We start from the raw sequence: 14,359 nt of genomic DNA, 5'->3' as shown, positions 1-14,359 counted from the left end.
TTTGTCAATGCAGAGTCCACGACATAGCCCGCAGTATCCAGGTTATAGCACAAGGTATTATTCAAAAGTCGGTCATCTTCGACTACTAAAATTCGCATTGTATCACACTCCTTCATTCTTAGTGTAGCATCCAAATGTCACAGAAACCTCACAAAAAGCAAGTTCTTAAATTTATTTTACCTTATATCATGAATTTCAACAAGCAAGACACTTTGCTGAAGTGCGAAAGGCCCCTCAAGTTGATGGAACTTTCCGAGCAAAAAAGTCCCCTCAAATTGAGGGGACTTTTGCAAGCGGTCAGAAACCGCTCCAAACAAGGTTTTCACGGTATAGAAATGTCTGCGCGTCACCGCAGTCCTCCGGCGTCAGATCCCGGAGACGCTTTCGAGAACGGGAAAGAAACAGTTTGCTTTTCAAGGGTGGCCGGGCCTCATGGGTCTCCACCAATTCATCCACCTGCAAGGCACAGGCGTAGCAGGCTGGCTCCCATTCGCGGATGTGCTGGTAAAAGTAGTTGGTGTGGAATGGGCAGAACAGGCAGCAGCTCGCCCGTGTCTCCAGTCCCCACGCCTCCCAGTTGTAGGCATAGCACATGGGGCGGGTCCAGCCCATTTCCACCAACGGGTAGCGGTTTTCAAAAAGAGTTAATTTGCTAGGCTTGGCCCGGCGGCGCTCCTCCCACATGATCCCCATGTGCATCCGGTGGGCATGAATGTCCGGGGCCAGCGTGCGTTGGTGGGGCTTATAACCCAAAAGATCCCTCCTCACAAACCGCTCAATGACTTTGATTTTATAGTCGTAAGTACACTGGCGCGGCATTTTTCCTTTCTTGCCGTCCTCTCCCAACGTCCAGAAGGGGATGCTGGCAATATGGCTCCGCCCAAAGTTCCGCAGAAAGTCCCCGTACAAATCGGCCTCCAGGGTGTAAAAGGGAATCCCGGCCTTATCACAGGCTACGGGGGCGCTCCCGGATGGGGACCGCCTGTTGTCTGTCTGGGCTCCGCTCCCTGGGGGCTGTCTCTTGCCGCTGGGGCGTCTGACCTTCCGCCGGCCTCCGCTCCTTGGGGGCGCTGGCCGGTCGTTCCTGGGGTGGGGCCTCCCGGTCCGGCCGGCCGTCTCTATTTTCCTTTGCACTCTGAGTATTCCCGGCGTCGGCTTTCCTCTTACGGTTTGGCCGGAGTGCCTGTATAAATTCATCCGCACCCTGGACTCCGGCCTGTTCCACCTGATCCACAGCATAGGAGCCGTTTTCGGCCTCCCGCTCTTTCCGCTGATCCACTTCCCGGACCAGCTTCTCTTTCATCAGCCGTCCGGCCTGTCTGGGCGGACCGGCGCTTTTCCGCCTGTCTTTCGTCTTGACCGCTCTGGGCTTTTCCTTAATCTCCGGCATGGCTCCTCCTTACTCGATACATTAAAAAATAACTCCCCTCAAATTGAGGGGAGTTTTGACATGACTTCACTTGTCTGTGGGAGTGGTGTTCCACAGTTGATACAGCGCCCCGGTCCGGGGAAACTCGTTGGCAAACGGGACGATAGCGCCGCCGACACGGAGCAGGCCGTGACCGGCCTCCGCGTTGGTGACATAGCCCATCTGATTTTCAGAGATATTGAGCAGTTTAGCCAGCTCCGCCCGATCTGTGGCTGCCTGGTTGAGCAGCACCAGAAACTCACTGTTGGCGAACATGAGCCGGGCCGTCTCAGAGCGCAGGCACTCCTCCACATTCTGCGTGGCGGCGGTCAGGGCCGCGCCGTACTTGCGAAACCGCTTCCACGCCTTGTAGAGGAATTGGGCGGAGTAGTAATACTTGAAAAACAAGTACACCTCATCCACGAATACCCAGGTGTATTTCCCGGCCAGGCGGTTAGTGGCTACCCGGTTTTGAATGGTCTCCATGGTGACGTTGAGGGCAGTGGGCTTCAACTGATCCCCCATCTCGTAGAGGTCAAAAACAATGATCCGGTTATCTATATCCACATTGGTCTCATGGGCAAACATATTTAAGGAGCCCTCCACGAACAGTTCGGAGGCGAGAGCCAACTCCTGGGCCTCCCGTTCCGGCTGCCGCTTGATCTCATTCCTCCAGTCGGATAGGATGGGCTGGCGGGCCTTGCCGCCGCTCTTGATGAAGTCGTGGTACACGCTGGCGGTGCAGCGATCAATGATGGATTTATGGAAAGCCCCCAACTGGCCCTCTCCCATTTGTTGTTCGCAAATACTCATCAGCAGTTCGGACTTGAGCGCCACTGGGTTTTCCCCCATACCGTAGCCTCTGGCGATCTCCAGGGGATTGATGTGGTGGCGGCTGTTTGGGGAGATCTCCAGGACGATCCCCCGGAGGGCCCGCACCAGGTCCCCATACTCGCGCTCGGCGTCGATGATGATAATATCATCATTGGTAGACAGGGCGATAAAGGTGATAAACTCCTTCATGGTGAAGGACTTGCCGGAGCCGGAGACGCCCAGAATGAAGCCATGGGGGTTGAGGAGATTCTTGCGGTTGCAAATCAGGAGATTTTTGCTGACAGCGTTGACGCCGCAGTAAATGCCCCCCATGTCCTGGATCTCCTGAACACGGAAGGGCATCAGGGAGGCCGCGGCCTCGGTGGTCAGCGTGCGGGTCACGTCGATGGAGCGCAGGCCATAGGGCAGGGCGGTGTTAAAGCCGTCCTCCTGCTGGTATCTGAGAATGGAGAAGTCGCACAGGGACTTGGAGAGCAGGGTCTCCGTGTCGGCGTTGAGCTGTTCCAACGTGTCGGCCATGTGCAGCAGGGTCACATTGGCATAGACCATGCGCTGGTCCCTGGTGCTCAGATCGTCCAGAAATTCCTTGGTCTCCGCCCTCTGCTGTTCCAGCTCATAGGGGACCACGGCGGTAAAGTTGTTCCGGGCGTTCTGCCGCTGCTGCCACCTGGTAATATCGCTCTCAATGCCCATGATCTGAGACTGCACATCCCGCACCGCTTCGTCGGTTGGGACCGGGAGCAGGTCGATGGACAGCACCAGCGTCCGGGGAAAGTCGGCCATGCTGGTAATCATGTCGTCCTTGATGTAACTGGAATACTTCCGCATGAACAGCACCCGTCCCACTTTGCCGCCCAGTTCAAAGTGGTCGGAGAGAAACTTCATGCCGTCAGGGGCGATGTAGTCTTTGAAGCTGTGCCCCAGGCGCATGGAGGCGTTCAGATCAAACTTGTAAAACTGTTCCTCGCCGGGCCGAAAGAAGTCGTGGAGGATGCGTAGGCGCTCATAGGTGTCCAGGGCTTTCGCGCCGCTGTCCAGACGCCCCAGGTTTTTCGAGAGGTCGGCGTCTACCCGGTGGAAAAATGCCCTGGCCTCCTCCGCGTTCTTACGGGCCACAGAGACGGTGATGTACTTATCCTGGATGAGGTTGTTGCTGGCCGCCGCCTTCTCCGTGAGCACCCGGTTGTATTCCCGGCGGTACAGGTCCAGGTCATCCCCGCACTCGCGCATGAGGACGCTGTGCTGAAAGTCGGAGCTGTTGAGGCGGCGGTTGTGAATGGTAATCTTGGTCACAGCGTCGGTGGGTAGGCTGTTGAGGACGCCACAGTAGGATGTGAACATATCCCGCTGGTCCTCGTAGGAGGCCAGGGAGTAGTTGATGTCGGCAAAGCGCCAGGTCTGGCTGTACTTTCCGTTGACCTGCCAGATCCCATCCTGCCAAACCCGCTGGATGGGGATGGACTGCTGTACGCTGCGGGGGATCTTAAACGGGACACGCTCGCCCCGGTTGGCCGCAGCAAGAGTTTTACGCATGGCGGCGCGCCCCCTTTCTGACCATGGCCGCATAGGCCGGGAAAAGGGAGAGAAACTGCTTTTTCATAGGGACCTCCTTCAAAATGGACAGAAAAGGGCCATGACGGTCCGGCACCCAAATCTGCCGCGCATCACACCCCTTTTCACTGAAATCAATCGCCGCTGTTGCGGACTGAATTGGAACACGATGGAGGGAGCGGCTAAAAGTCCCCTCAAATTGAGGGGACTTTCAGCCGTTCCCGGCGCTCAGGGCTTCTTTCCTGTTCCCCATATCTTTCTCTGCTCTGGCATGGCCTGGAGGTAGATATTCTCCGCCCGGTACACACGGGGCCCGGCGCACAAGACCTGGGACTTGAGAAACGCCCAGACAAACCGCTCAAAGGTCAGGCCGTTGTAGCGGAAAAAGCCGGTTACAGCGATGGGGGCGGCGGCCAGGATGCACAGCCAACTGGCGGCATCCTGGCCCACAACGCCTTTGAACACGAAGTAAACACCCACCGCCGCGCCCACGGCCAGGGTGGAACAGAGAAATTGCCGGGTGGACAGGCCGAAAAAGATCGTCTCCCGGTGCTGGTGGACTTCCTTTGGAATTTTGATCTCCATATTGCTATCACCTCGAAAATGGATTTTTTGACACGTTTTTTGAAATATGAGATAATATTTGTAGAGAAAACCATATATTTCAAAATAAATAGAGGAGGATTTTTTATGTTTCGGAATCTGACGTTGGCACAGCAAATGTTCTTTTTCGTCCTGGCCGTGTTCCTGATCCTGCTGGTATTCCGCATCCTGGTAAAGCTGAAACTGGCGCCCGTGCTGGTCTACGCCGCCTGCGCGAACCTGATCTTCCCCGAATGGGTGGCGGAGCAGAAGGCACTGTACTGGGCCATCCTGGCCGGTCTGGTGCTGGTGACGATCTTCCACTGGGTCGGTCCCAGGCTGACCGCCCACATGGAGGAGCAGCGGATCATGCGGGAGATCGTGGAGCAGAGCCGGGCGGCGGAGGCTATGGGGTATCGGAATGACCAGATCAGTTTTGAAGTCAAGGACGGCACGCCGCAAATCAAAATCAGGCAGTAAAACAACAGGGGGATGGGCCGCAGGTCCGTCCCCCTGGTTTTGCCGAAAGTTCCCTCAATTTGAGGGGACTTTTTTATAGGCCAGCCAATTCCTTTACAATACGCTCGGCCCCCTTTACCAGTCCCACCAGAACCAGCATATTGAAGATGGTCTCCGCGATGTACTGCCAGGCCATGACCACGGGGGTCAAGCTGGTGTCCAGGACCGGGGTGCCACTGGACATGAAGGCGGAGAAAATGAGGCAGGCCAGGACGATCACGGCCCCCTCCATACACACGCCGATATAAGACTTGATGAACTGTTTCCCCGCGAAACTGGTCCCCTCCCCGGCGAAGGTCGCCAGAGGGATCGGGGCCAGGGCAGTAAAAATATAGAGGCGGAAAAAGCGGCCATAGACCGTCATAATAAGGATGAAGGACATCACAGTGATAAACAGGTTGCCCAGCATGGCTACCAGCCAGAGCGGGATGCTGGCTAAAAAGCCGACGTTTTCAATGGCATCCACCATCTCCTGGGGCACCGTCACACCGGCGGCAACCATGCCGCCCATTCCGCTCATCACAGACTGAACAATGCCGCCGCAGATGGAAAAAACCACGGTCATGATCTCCATAGCGGAGCTCACCGCCACCTTGGCGGCAATAAAGCGGATGAAATGGCGCAGGGCGTATTCCGGCCTTTGTAAGTCCCGGAAACTGGCTGCGGACTGGAAGATCCCCATGGCGAAAAACAACACAAGAAGGCCGTAGCCTACGGCCTTCAGTCCTTCATTGATGACGACAATGGCGTTCCATATATCGCCGTCCCGGAACTCCTGGGGCGTGGTGGTAATCAGGGACCATATCTCGGTCAGCTTGTCGTTCCAAATCTCAAAGGCGGATTGCATAGCCTGTACCACCCAGTTATCGCTCACAGCCCCCACCTCGTTTCTTTGTTGGAGGGGGCGGCTGATTGAAAACCAGCCCCGCCTCCTTGTCAAAGTCAGTCACCCGTACCTTATGGATCGCCTCACGCTTGGAATAGCCGAAGTAGGAGCGTACATGAATTTTCTCGTTTGGCGTCTGTACGATCATCTTCCATGCTCCAAAGGGTGTCCCGGTACAGGAGATAATTTTGTTGTACTTCCGCATGGCAGGTCACACCACGCCGATAGCGGACAAAATCTCCTTGGAAAAAGCGATGAGCAAGCCGCCGAACACGCAGAGGATGCCCTGGGTGCGCTGGCTGGCGTCGTGGGACTGGATAGACATACCCAGTTGGACGATACCCCAGCCCAAGATGATGACGCCGATGGCCTTGATACAGGAAAAGATAAAGTCGCTAAGGTTGTTGACAATAGTAAGAGGATCGGTGTCGGCGGCCAAGGCCGGGCAGGCCAGGGCGGCGCACAGGGCCAACATGAGGACGGCGGAGAAATAGAGACGGCGGACCTTTCCGGTCCGCCGCTGAGAAAGGGTATTCGACTGGTTGTGTGTTTTGTTCAACATGAAAATCAACCTTTCTTATTCCAGAATTTCGATGTAATCCAGGCTCTCAAAGGGCGTGGACAGGTCGGCCTGGGCGTAAGTCAGGCCGGGGTGGTGAACGTAGGGCGCTGCCCCGCCGTCCTCCGTCAGTTTGATATAGGGGTGTTTGAGAATGTCATACTTCTTGTCCATCACAGGGCGTTCCCCCCGAATGAACAGCAGGGCATAGTCGTTATCCAGGGTCCGCACCTCATCGGGGGTCATCAACTCCCGGCCCGTCTGCTGGTAGCTGACGGAACTGGAGCCGTGGGAGCCGCGGGACACGCTGCGGTTGCGGGTGTCCAGGGTCTCCTTGCCCAGCAGCTCGGAGATATACTTGTGAGTGGAGGGCTCATTCCCACCCAAATAAACCAGCGTGTCGGCGTTGCCCAAAAGCCCCTCCCAGTCATCCTTGAACAGGGCCTTGAGGGCAGAAATGTTTTGGAGTACAATGGTGGACATGATATTGCGGGAGCGCATGGTGGCCTGGAGTTTGCCAAAGTCATCCGGCAGGGAGACATTGCAGAACTCGTCCATCATCAGGCGGACAGGGACGGGCAGGGCTCCCTGGTGTACCTTGTCGGCCTGATAGTACAAAGCCTGAAAGGCGCAGGTGTAGAGCATACCCACCAAATAGTTAAATGTCCCGTCGTTATCCGGGATGATGGCGAACACGGCCTGCTTACGCTCCCCCATGAGGCCCAGCTCCATATCGTCCCGCGAAGTGATGCGGGTGATCTGAGGCAGGATGAAAGCGGAAAGCCGGACAGCGGCGCTCAATAAAATGCTCTTGGCTGTTTTGCCCGAAACGAGTTGTCAAGGACTTTTTAATCAAATTCACAAAAAAGCCACAAAAAAGTGCCAGGAAGCACTTTCATGCTCCTGACACTCAGGCAGGTGGGTCACTTGCGGCCACTTAATAGCTCATCGCAAAGGTACGCATATTCCGGCAACTGGTCGATATAGGGTTTCCATCGCCGCTTAATCTCGGCCAGTTCCAGCGGGTCGGCGTCCTCAAAGTCATGGTCGTTTCCGGTCATTCCGAAAACATCCAGTGCAATATCATTCAAGCACTCATAACAAAGAGCAGTTGGGGACTCTATCCTGTTGCCGGTGTCAACATAGACCGGGTCAAGGGATATTGCCAGCCAAACATAGCCAACCTTGTCTGACCAAACCAAATCATAAGCGGTCATTTGTTGGATGTGTTTCTCGAACACCTTTCGTACCCGTTCAATCTCAGTTTTCTCTTTTTCTGTGTACAGCATTTTCGTGTCCTCCTTGACAAAAAGTTTTGGTGTGTACCATCATCAGTTTAACACAAGGCGGCTGGCTTTATCAGCCGGTCACATCTGCTGTATCTCGTTTTTGAGCATACGCTTGATTTTGTCGCTCATGGTTTCAGTGCTGGTATTGCTGAAATGGACGCGCACCTTGTAGGTGGTCTTGCCGATTTTCTTTACCAGTGCGGGGGCGTCCTCCGGCACTCTGGCCGGAGTGGTGTCTGCGGTCTGCATGGTACGGGTTTCTTCGCTCATGGCGCTCCTTTCTCCGGGCGGGGCTATATCGTCTGGCAAAAAATTACTCATGCTTACGGTTCACAAGGTCTTTCGCCGCCTGCCTGGTGGCCCCAGCGTTTTCCTCCCGGAAGTTCTTCCCGGCAAAGAGGATCGGGGCGCACCGTTCCAGAATACGGTCATAGATACGGGCATGGGCCAGGTCAGGCGGGTTCTTGAGTTCGGCCAGCTTCAGGTTGGTGGTGATTATCATGGGCCTGCGGCTGCGGTAGCGGCTGTCAATGACGAAAAACATCTGCTCCATCGCATACTCGGTACTGCGCTCCACACCCAGATCGTCAATGATGAGCAGGTCGTACTCGTCAAAGCTGGCGATAAAGTCGGCCCTGTCCTCGGAGAACATCCCCGTCAGGCGGTTCAGGATGGTGGGAAAGTTCGTCATCAGCACCGGCACATCCCGGTCAAGCAGGGCGTTGGCGATACAACCGGCGAAAAAGGACTTGCCGGTTCCCACATCCCCGAACAGCAGCAGGCCGGTATTGTTCTTGTAAGCCTCCTTCCAGTTCTCCACATAGGCGCGGGCCTTGTCCATCAGGGGATTTTGGCCGTTGTCGTTGGCAAAGGTGTAGTCGTACAGATAGCGGTCTTGCAGGCCCTGGGCCTTCCGGCGCTTGATACGCTCCATGCGGCGCTGCCGTTCCTCGGCGGCCTTGCGCTGTTCCTCGGCCTCCCGCTGGCACTGGCAGATACAGCGGGGCATGAAGTAGCCCGGTTTTCCAAAGCATGGCACAACGGTCTGCCTCTGGCCGCCGCACTTCTTACAGTGAATGAGGCCGTCTGCCGGGTCTATGTATTCGTCCCCGGCCAGTTCCACACCGGCGGCTGCCTTGTCGATCAGCGCCCGGATTTCTGCGGTAATCTCAATCATACGGTTTCATCCTCCTTTACGCTGTAATCCCGGTTGCGGGTGGGCGGGGCCGCTTTCCTGGCGTCCTCGCTGGCCCAGCGCCGGATGGTAGCGGCATGGCTCCGATACCGCTTGCCGGTAGAAGCCATGTACTCGGACAGCTTTTCGATGTACTGGCCCCATACGGTGGGAAAGCTGGCCTGCAGGTCTGCCAGTTCCTCGTCCGTCAGGAAAACATTCTGGTAACGGCCATAGGCGCGGGCGGGGCGTCCCTTCTCTATCTCTCTCTTTATCTCTATCTCTTTCTCTAACTCTATCTCTATCTCTGGTGGACGAATGTCGGACAAATGTCCGCCGTTTGTCCGGGGCGCGGAAAGAGCCTTGTTTTGGAGCCTCGCCGCCCGCTTTCGCTCGGCCTCGGTGGAGGACTGGCCGATCAGCAGTTCGATATTGCTCATGTAAAAAGTGCCGCTGTCCAGCACTTCCACAAGGCCCAGCTTCAGGAAGATTTGCAAGGCCCTCTCCACAGTGCCGATCTGCTGGCGGGTAATGGTGGCGATCATCTGTGCCGTGTAGGGGATATTCTCGTCAAGCTGGAGCCGCCCGCCGTGTTTCAGGGATTTCAGATACAGCTTGAGCAGGATGTTGGAGTACAGAACACCGTCCTGCATACTTTCCAACAGCACGATGGAGTCATCGTCAAAATAGTTCTCTTTGAGTTTCAGGTAGTAATATTTTCGATTGTCTGACATGGGTTCCTCCTTGGGGTTCGTTTTGGGCTTCTGTACGCATTTAGAGGGCCGTTTTGGAGGCCAGAGGATAAATCTATCAGGCCCCCAGCGACACCCTCGAAAAAGTCCTTGATTTACAAGGGGTTTTCGGCCCCTAAAGCGTGACACTTAGCCCTCTGTTTCCGCTTGCGCTGGGTGGCCTTAATACGCTTCATGCGTCCGGCACATTCCGGGCAGTATTTGGCCCGGTTGGAGCCGGGGGTGAACAGCGCCTCGCAGACGGCGCACCGCTTGGCGTCCAGGCGGTGGAACAGGGCCGTTTCCAGTTCTCTGTCCAGCGGCAACACCGCCGCCCGGAACCACCGGCACAACAGGGAGCAGGAAATGGACTGGACGCAGACACATTCCTCCCCATCATCCAGCGCGATACAGTTGCCGCCGTCATAGTTGCAGCACTCATGTACCAGCCGCCGCGCTCTGCGGTACTGGCGGTAGTCCATGACGGGGATGGGTTCAGGCTTGCTTTTCTTCATGCTGGCACTTCCCACACCCGCCGCAGTTGCCGCAGCCCTGGCAGGCATGAGCCTCCGGCTCCGGGCCAGTGGGCGCGTCTGCCGGTTCCGGCTGCAACAGGGCAAGGGGCAGGCGGATATTCAGGTGGACAGTGACGGGTAAAATAATCTGCTTCATAGGGCAATCTCCTTCCATGAGTGAATGTTGACAGTTCTGTGCAAAGGGGTGTCGTGAAACGCGACGCACCGCAAGGGGTCGGCAAAACGCCGTACCCTTTACCGCTCCGGCCCCCGGTCGCGGGACTTGTCCTGTCCCTGGCGGGCCAGTTGGTCGGCGGCCTTGCGGAGCCGTTCAACGGCTTTCAGTTCCTCCCGCATGGCTTTCATGTCGATGGTGTCCACCTGCTTCTGGGCGGTCAGCAGGTCGATCTCGCGCTGCCATGCCTTGGGGGTGATTTCCTCGCCGCTGTCCTTCAGTTCCTTCAGATACCGGGCCGCCGCGTCATAGAGGATCAGTTCCCGGCTGTGGCGCTGCTCGAACAGTTCCCGTTTCTCCGGCTTTACCTTGGCAAGCTGCTTACGGATGGGCTTGTACTTGTTGTACTGCGCCCACATCTCCCCGCGCTCGGTGAGGGTGGCGATCCGGCGCTCGGCCTGGACGATTTTCCCCCGCAGGTCATAGTAGCTGCCGTTCATCTCGGAAATTTTATCGTGGAGCTGCTGCATGGTCTTGATCCCGTTTGCCTGCATAAAGCTGAACAGGGCGGCGCTCTCCTGCAAAGCCCGGATTTTTCCGCTGCGGGTGTCAGGCCGCTTGAGCTGCTGCTGGGCCTCCCACAAGTCAATCATGCTGGGCTGCTGACCCTCCGGCTTCTCCGCCTCGGCCTTAGACCAGTTGTAGAGGCGGGTAATGCGGGCCTTGATTTCCTTGAGCAGCTTGTTGTCGGCGGCGATCTGCCGGTTGACTTCTCCCTTGTCGGTGCGGATGCCGCGCTTCTCCATCTGGCTGGCCGCTGGCCCCAGGTGGACAGAGGGGATTTTATCAATGCCCTGTCGCTTGTAGCTGCGGTGGTCTACCAGGGCGGGATGACCGGCGGCCTCCAATGCCCGGTTGGTATAGGCCGCCCATGCCGCCCGCCAAATCTCCACATTCCCTTTGTCGTTCCAGTCGGTGGTATCCTCCCGGTGGTTCTTCCAGCCGCCTTTCCCGTCCGGGATGCGCTGGCCGTTCTCGTCCAGGTCGTATGCCTTGCGGCACTTCGCGCCCCATGCGCCATTTTCTTTCAGGGGCCGGACGGTCAGCATGATATGAACATGGGGGTTGCCGGTTCCCTTGTCATGGATGGCAAAGTCGGCGCACATCCCCTTGTCCACAAAGTTGTCCTTGACATAGGCCCGGACAAGGGCAAGCTGCTGTTCCCTGGACAGTTCGCGGGGCAGGGCCGCCTCAATCTCGCGGGCAAGCTGGCTGTCCCTGGCTTTCTCGATCTGCTCCACACTGTTCCAGAGGGTGGAGCGGTCTGCAAACTCCGGCGGGGCGTGGGCGGGCAGCATGATTTCCGCATGGACAACGCCGCCTTTCCGGGTGTAATCGTGGGGCAGGCCGTCCCATTCATTCGTCAGCTTGGTTCCGCTTCGGTAAGCGGCTGCGGCAACAGCGGAACGGCCTTCGCTGCGCTTGATGATACTGACGGGGATATGGCAAAAATCTATGGGTGGCACCTCCTTTCGGTGAGAGGTATTCAGGCCGCATGGAACAGAATAGCCGCTTGCGGGTGTTCTGTTCCGTGTGGCGCACAAGGGGTTTGGGGAGTGTAGCTCCCCATCGCGCTCGGAGAGCGCAACAGCCCCCGGCAGGGCGCACGACACCGGCAACGGTGTATAAGTGCGCCCTTGTAAACAAGGGACTTACGGCTTGTCCCCGGATTTCGGCAGTTTTGCGGCCAGTTCCGCCGCCCCCGGAAGATGGGACAGGGCAATCAGGAACGCCTTGACCTCCACGCCGGAAAGGTCGGCGGCCAGAGGGAAAATGCCCTCCAAAACGGCCCCACGCTCAATCAGGCGGCGGGTGCGGGCCTTGCGTTCCTCATTGCGCTGCTTGTTCTCCAAAATCTTCTGGCGGTTCTCAAGCTGCCGGATTTCCTTCAGGACTTCTTCACGCTCATCTTTTTTCTGTTTCGCTTGAGCGGTGTTGTCTTTGTGCATATCGCTTTCTCCTTTGGCGGCTTCATCCAGCCGCGCTTGATAAAATATTTCCGCAGTTTCAAAATGGCATCCCGGACGGTATTGGTAACAAGGCTCACACTGGCAATCCCCTCGTCCTCCGCGATCTCTCGGTACTTCTTGCCCTCCACAAAACGGGCGTGCAGGCGGCGGGCCTGCGTGGGCGTTAAGGTGGCAAGGACCTCCCGGAGCCGCTGCAACATCAATTCATGGGCTTCTTCCTGTTCCCGGCGTGTTTCTTCTTCCAGCAGAGTGTCCTCAGCGGAGAGGGCATGATAGAGCAGGTGGTATTCCAGGCCGGGGGAATAGTCCATCGAGTAAGTATGGCTCCATAGCCGCTGCTCGGAGTTGTGGTCGGTGCGCCATTCCTCCACGATGGCGTCGGCAATCTCGTCCGGCAGTTCGATGAAGGTGTCCGTTTCGTAGAGGGGATAATAATACTTTTTCAGGTTGATAGTTTTCATAGGCCGCTTGTCCATTTCCGGTGTATGAAGTACCGGCGCAGTCGCCGGAGCGCCGCATGGATGGACTTCCCAGCCTGGGATGGGGTGATACCCTCCATCGCGGCAATATCCTTCACTTTCATCCCCAGCATATACCGGGCATGGACGCGGCGGGCCTGCGTTGGGGTCAGAGAGGAAATCGCCTCATAGAGCCGCCGGAGCAGTTCGGCATATTCGGCCTGCTCCTCTTTCTCCATCAGGTAATCTTCGGGGGATGGCTGCGCCCATCCGATGGCGGCGTTTTCAATCCCATCATTGCAGTCAAGGGAGTAAAACGCCTTGTAGCGGTACATCTTGCGCTCCCTGGCGGCCTCGGCCCGCTTGTCCAGCAGGAACGCCTCGACAATTTCATCCGACACCTCCACAAAGGTGTCCTCGGTGCAGAACGGGTAATACTGTTTGAGGTTGATGGTCTGCATAGGCCCGCCCTCACTCTGCCGGGAAAAGGCAGTCATAGCAGCGGCGCATATTCCGCAGGCCCCGCCGGATGGCAACACAGACCTTGCTGCTGCCTACGCCCTCCCTCCGGGAGATTTCCGGCTGGCTGATACCGGCAATGTAGTAGGCCCGGACACGGCGGGCCTGGGTGGGGGTGGCATGGGCCAGGGCCTCCGGCAAGGCGGCCAGCAGCCGCAGATGGGCGGCCCGTTCCTCGCGCTCCAAAAGGATTTCCTCCGGCGATCTGCCGTGTTCCAGCGCGTAGTTCTCCGTCCAGCTATATGCGTCCAGGGAGTAGTAGGCGCGGTGGTAGACCTTGCGGCGTTCATAGTTGTTCATCTCGCGCTGGGCCTGCCGCATGACCTCCCAAACTTCATCGCTGACCTCCACAAACTCGTCATGCCGGTAGTGGGGATAAATCCACCGCAGATTGATTGTTTTCATAGGCTTACCTCCTGAAAATGGGAGAGGCGGGCAGCTTGTCCGCTGTCCGCCTCCTGCTGGGATAAGGGAAACAATCCCTTTCACTTGGTAGCCCGAAAAGGGGTCATTCGTTAGGGTAGTTCGCAAAGAATTTCAAAAATTTTTTCCGAACCGCGTCAATGCTCTCATAGACGGATACTTTGGAGCAGCTGCACACCGTTCCGATCTCCGCAAGGGTCAGTCCGTCCAGGGCATAGAGCAGGAACCGGCGGCGCTGGGCCTCGGTGCAGGTGTCCAGGACGGCCATCAGCTCGCCCAGCGTTTCCATGCGGCAAAGGTATTCCTCCGGCGTTTCGCCGTAGATACCTACGCCCTCGGTGGCAACTATGTATTCGTCAAACTCCCGGCCATCCCAATGCCGCCGCTGCTCATGGGACAGGTTTTCGGCTTTGTGGTCGGCCCGGTCAAGAAATTCATAGACTTCCAGCGTGACCTCCACGGCCACAGCTTGTCCGTTGTAATTGATGGTGACTTCCATCTGCCTTTCCTCCGTTCAGATTTTTGCGGGAAAATCTGAACGGGGCGGCGGGGAACGACACCGGGGACAGGGTTCGGGCCATGTTGGCCCGATGTTCCGGCTCCATAGGTATGAAAAAACGCCCGGACAGCAGTGTTAGCGCCGGGCGAAAATCGCCATTCCGGGCCGGGCGAAAATCGCCAATTTTGGCCGGATGAAAATCGCCAA

19 protein-coding genes and 2 pseudogenes are annotated in these 14,359 nt (G+C 57.1%); 1 reads left to right on the top strand and 20 read right to left on the bottom strand.

All coding sequences use genetic code 11. The features are described 5' to 3' along the window. From Q0Z71_RS16845 to Q0Z71_RS16825, 5 genes and pseudogenes are all read right to left on the bottom strand, one after another. Nucleotides 1-98: pseudogene (locus Q0Z71_RS16845) on the bottom strand (DNA-binding response regulator); the annotation flags it as partial. 199 nt (nt 99-297) lie between these two features. Further along, complete coding sequence (locus Q0Z71_RS16840; protein WP_298025282.1) at nt 298-909, bottom strand: hypothetical protein; 612 nt, start codon at nt 907-909, stop codon at nt 298-300. 37 nt (nt 910-946) lie between these two features. After that, complete coding sequence (locus tag Q0Z71_RS16835; RefSeq protein WP_298025279.1) at nt 947-1,390, bottom strand: hypothetical protein; 444 nt, start codon at nt 1,388-1,390, stop codon at nt 947-949. A 66-nt stretch (nt 1,391-1,456) separates the two neighbouring features. After that, complete coding sequence (locus Q0Z71_RS16830) at nt 1,457-3,775, bottom strand: VirB4-like conjugal transfer ATPase, CD1110 family (protein ID WP_298025276.1); 2,319 nt, start codon at nt 3,773-3,775, stop codon at nt 1,457-1,459. Between the two features lie 246 nt (nt 3,776-4,021). Beyond that, the gene (locus tag Q0Z71_RS16825) at nt 4,022-4,378 is read right to left on the bottom strand and encodes a PrgI family protein (protein WP_298025273.1); all 357 of its coding nucleotides are present in this window, start codon (nt 4,376-4,378) and stop codon (nt 4,022-4,024) included. A 105-nt stretch (nt 4,379-4,483) separates the two neighbouring features. Here Q0Z71_RS16825 and Q0Z71_RS16820 point away from each other — a divergent pair, with 105 nt between their 5' ends. Then, the gene (locus Q0Z71_RS16820; RefSeq protein WP_298025270.1) at nt 4,484-4,855 is read left to right on the top strand and encodes a hypothetical protein; all 372 of its coding nucleotides are present in this window, start codon (nt 4,484-4,486) and stop codon (nt 4,853-4,855) included. Between the two features lie 73 nt (nt 4,856-4,928). On the opposite strand, the gene Q0Z71_RS16815 is transcribed toward Q0Z71_RS16820, so the two are convergent. From Q0Z71_RS16815 to Q0Z71_RS16745, 15 genes and pseudogenes are all read right to left on the bottom strand, one after another. Beyond that, the gene (locus Q0Z71_RS16815) at nt 4,929-5,768 is read right to left on the bottom strand and encodes a hypothetical protein (RefSeq protein WP_298025268.1); all 840 of its coding nucleotides are present in this window, start codon (nt 5,766-5,768) and stop codon (nt 4,929-4,931) included. A gap of 223 nt (nt 5,769-5,991) precedes the next feature. Further along, nucleotides 5,992-6,342 (bottom strand): TrbC/VirB2 family protein, encoded by a 351-nt coding sequence (locus tag Q0Z71_RS16810; RefSeq protein ID WP_138308576.1) that lies wholly within the window; start codon nt 6,340-6,342, stop codon nt 5,992-5,994. Between the two features lie 102 nt (nt 6,343-6,444). Next, nucleotides 6,445-7,167: pseudogene (locus Q0Z71_RS16805) on the bottom strand (VirD4-like conjugal transfer protein, CD1115 family); the annotation flags it as partial. Nucleotides 7,168-7,262: 95 nt separating this feature from the next. Then, entirely contained in the window at nt 7,263-7,628 is a 366-nt protein-coding gene (locus Q0Z71_RS16800) for a hypothetical protein (protein WP_298025259.1), read from the bottom strand. A gap of 78 nt (nt 7,629-7,706) precedes the next feature. Further along, nucleotides 7,707-7,898 (bottom strand): transposon-encoded TnpW family protein, encoded by a 192-nt coding sequence (locus Q0Z71_RS16795; RefSeq protein ID WP_298025256.1) that lies wholly within the window; start codon nt 7,896-7,898, stop codon nt 7,707-7,709. Between the two features lie 43 nt (nt 7,899-7,941). Next, on the bottom strand, nt 7,942-8,805 hold the full coding sequence (locus tag Q0Z71_RS16790; protein WP_298025253.1) for an ATP-binding protein: 864 nt from the start codon (nt 8,803-8,805) through the stop codon (nt 7,942-7,944). Next, nucleotides 8,802-9,536: a phage replisome organizer N-terminal domain-containing protein gene (locus Q0Z71_RS16785; protein WP_087150681.1), complete on the bottom strand. Its 735-nt coding sequence runs from the start codon at nt 9,534-9,536 to the stop codon at nt 8,802-8,804. Before Q0Z71_RS16785 ends, Q0Z71_RS16790 begins: the two co-directional genes overlap by 4 nt. A 113-nt stretch (nt 9,537-9,649) precedes the next feature. After that, nucleotides 9,650-10,048 carry a cysteine-rich VLP domain-containing protein gene (locus Q0Z71_RS16780; protein ID WP_087150680.1) on the bottom strand — a complete coding sequence of 133 codons (399 nt, stop codon included), beginning with the start codon at nt 10,046-10,048 and terminating at the stop codon, nt 9,650-9,652. Continuing rightward, nucleotides 10,029-10,205 carry a hypothetical protein gene (locus Q0Z71_RS16775; protein WP_002596503.1) on the bottom strand — a complete coding sequence of 59 codons (177 nt, stop codon included), beginning with the start codon at nt 10,203-10,205 and terminating at the stop codon, nt 10,029-10,031. The genes Q0Z71_RS16780 and Q0Z71_RS16775 overlap by 20 nt, the downstream gene beginning before the upstream one ends. Before the next feature lie 98 nt (nt 10,206-10,303). Further along, the gene (gene mobQ, locus Q0Z71_RS16770; RefSeq protein ID WP_298025243.1) at nt 10,304-11,749 is read right to left on the bottom strand and encodes a MobQ family relaxase; all 1,446 of its coding nucleotides are present in this window, start codon (nt 11,747-11,749) and stop codon (nt 10,304-10,306) included. Nucleotides 11,750-11,935: 186 nt separating this feature from the next. After that, a complete protein-coding gene (locus tag Q0Z71_RS16765) occupies nt 11,936-12,232 on the bottom strand; it encodes a DUF3847 domain-containing protein (protein ID WP_298025240.1) in 297 nt (98 codons plus the stop codon). Next, nucleotides 12,172-12,714 carry an RNA polymerase sigma factor gene (locus tag Q0Z71_RS16760; RefSeq protein ID WP_298025237.1) on the bottom strand — a complete coding sequence of 181 codons (543 nt, stop codon included), beginning with the start codon at nt 12,712-12,714 and terminating at the stop codon, nt 12,172-12,174. The genes Q0Z71_RS16765 and Q0Z71_RS16760 overlap by 61 nt, the downstream gene beginning before the upstream one ends. After that, the gene (locus Q0Z71_RS16755) at nt 12,711-13,172 is read right to left on the bottom strand and encodes an RNA polymerase sigma factor (protein WP_298025235.1); all 462 of its coding nucleotides are present in this window, start codon (nt 13,170-13,172) and stop codon (nt 12,711-12,713) included. Before Q0Z71_RS16755 ends, Q0Z71_RS16760 begins: the two co-directional genes overlap by 4 nt. Before the next feature lie 10 nt (nt 13,173-13,182). After that, complete coding sequence (locus Q0Z71_RS16750) at nt 13,183-13,635, bottom strand: RNA polymerase subunit sigma-24 (RefSeq protein WP_298025232.1); 453 nt, start codon at nt 13,633-13,635, stop codon at nt 13,183-13,185. A 103-nt stretch (nt 13,636-13,738) separates the two neighbouring features. Beyond that, a complete protein-coding gene (locus Q0Z71_RS16745; protein WP_298025230.1) occupies nt 13,739-14,152 on the bottom strand; it encodes an RNA polymerase sigma factor in 414 nt (137 codons plus the stop codon). Between the last annotated feature and the right edge of the window lie 207 nt (nt 14,153-14,359).

This window comes from uncultured Dysosmobacter sp. (genome assembly GCF_947631635.1).
GTDB lineage: Bacteria > Bacillota > Clostridia > Oscillospirales > Oscillospiraceae > Oscillibacter.
Note: the sequence above shows the minus strand (reverse complement) of the source record. Positions and strands in the feature narration are given on the sequence as shown.